At 69.2% G+C, this 1958-nt stretch carries 1 protein-coding gene; it reads right to left on the reverse strand.

Annotated elements, in window-relative coordinates:
• Nucleotides 1-118: 118 nt before the first annotated feature.
• A complete protein-coding gene (locus tag A5728_RS04140) occupies nt 119-1816 on the reverse strand; it encodes a GH25 family lysozyme (protein ID WP_064845843.1) in 1698 nt (565 codons plus the stop codon).
• Between the last annotated feature and the right edge of the window lie 142 nt (nt 1817-1958).

Raw genomic sequence — 1958 nt, forward strand, 5'->3', positions numbered from 1 at the left:
CGCCCCGCGCGGCGGTGGCCCCCGCCCGCCCCCGCCCCCCCCCCCCCCCCCCCCGGGGGTGGTTGGGGGGGGGGGGGGGGGGGGGGGGCGGGCCCCCCCCCCCCCCCCCCCCACGGCATCACAACCGGCTGATCCGGGTCCCGCCGTAGACGGTGTTGTACCCGATCACGTATCCGTTGGAGAACTGCTGACGGATCTCGTAGCCCGCGCGGTACTCGTCGGTCGTGGGATAGCCCAGGCCGCGCTCCATACCGGACTTCGCCCAGCGCTGACCGATCGCGCCGTACTCCTTGATCGCGCGCGAACCCGTGCGCGGGGACCACATGAGCTTGGTGGACTTACCGGACGGGGTACGGAAGACCTGGTAGGCCCCGCCCGCCAGCGAGCGCTCCTCGGTGATCGGGAAGCCGTAACCGCGTTCCCGTCCGGCGCCGATGAACTTCCCGCCGATGCTGCTCGTGTTGCGCACCATGTGCCCGCCCGTGGTGCGGTGCCAGTACGCGGTGGACTTCACGCCGTTGCGCACGAACTCTTGGTACCGGCCGCCGTTCGCGGCGTTGGCCTCGGGGCCCACCGGGGTGCCCCACTTCGCGGCGCCGCCCGTGGCGCGGTAGATCGCGCCGATGCCGCCGGCCACGGAGTAGCCGGTCGCGCGCCCGCCCAGCGGCTTGTAGTTCGACGACGACGCCAGGGCCTGCAGCTGCGCCCACGAACCGCCGTACACGTTCGAGTCACCCGAGAAGGGCCCGCTGTCCGTGTACTGCCAGATGTCGTAGCGCGACCAGCCATTGGGGTACCACTGGGGTGCCATGACGCCGTAGGACGCGAGGTGCAGGGGGTGGTCGTTGAACTGCGCCGTGTTGCCCGTGCAGGTCTGCCACCAGTCCGCGGTCGTGTAGATCGCGGGCAGTCGACCAGTGCGCTGCTTGTAGCGGTCCGAGAAGGACTTGATCCACGCGGTCATCTGCGGCTGGGACATGTTGTAGCACGTGCCACCCAGGGAGGCGTACGGGTTGTACTCGATGTCCAGCAGGCCGGGCAGGGTCTTGCCGTCCGAGGACCAGCCGCCGCCGTTGTTGATGAAGAAGTCCGCCTGGGCGGCACCCGAGGACTGTGAGGGCAGCGCGAAGTGGTACGCGCCGCGGAACATGCCCACCTCGTACGAGCCCGTGTACTGGTCGTCGAAGGCCTCGGAGTGATAACCGGTCCCCTCGGTGGCCTTGACGTAGGCGAAGCGTGCGCCAGCGGCGTATTCCGCGCTCCAGTTCACGGCAGGCTGCCACCCGGAGACGTCCATGCCCTGGATCCCGGTCGGGATCCAGTTGTTCTCCCGGATCACCAGGGACATGGAACCGGCCGGGCCGATGCCCGTGGTGCCCGCGGCCTGCGCGGCGGCACTCGCGGTGGCCTTCGGGTTCGCGCTCGCGGACGGCGTGGCGGGGGTCTTGGGCGACGGCGCCGCGGTCGACGGCGCGGCGGAGGGTTTCGCCGCCTCGGGGCCCAGGACGTTCTCGGCCACCTTGTCGAGTTCCTTCTCGGACGCCTCCGAGAGGTTGGTCGTGGTCGCCATGGACTTCATCTTCTGGCCCATGGTCGCGCCGGGATTCTTGTCACCGGTCTTGGGCGGGGCCGTGGGCAGCTGGGGGTCCTTGACAACCGTCTCGAGTTCGTGGGTTTCCACGGAGACCACTTTCCCCTTCTCGGGATTGAGGTTCTCCGCGGGATCGTTGACCGCCGTGGCGGGCATGAAGGTGGTCAGTGCCAGGACCGCGGCGGTCACGGCAGCGGGCAGCACTGATTTTCGGGGGGAGATCATACGCGTAGCCTTTACTGCGTGTGGGGGGAGCCACTCGTTGGGGGAAGGCGAGCGGCCAGGGGGGACGCACTAGAAAGTGTAAGTGGTCACCCAGGAATTTGAGGTATCCCACACGCAACGGGCATCACGATTGCATTTCGAG

The sequence above is a fragment of the Kocuria sp. ICS0012 genome, from assembly GCF_001665945.1.
In the GTDB taxonomy this organism is placed as follows: Bacteria; Actinomycetota; Actinomycetes; order Actinomycetales; family Micrococcaceae; genus Kocuria; species Kocuria marina.

Bases quoted from the DNA above. Each gene is read 5' to 3' on its own strand.
- A5728_RS04140 (WP_064845843.1), bottom strand. From the start codon at position 1,816: ATGATCTCCCCCCGAAAATCAGTGCTGCCCGCTGCCGTGACCGCCGCG.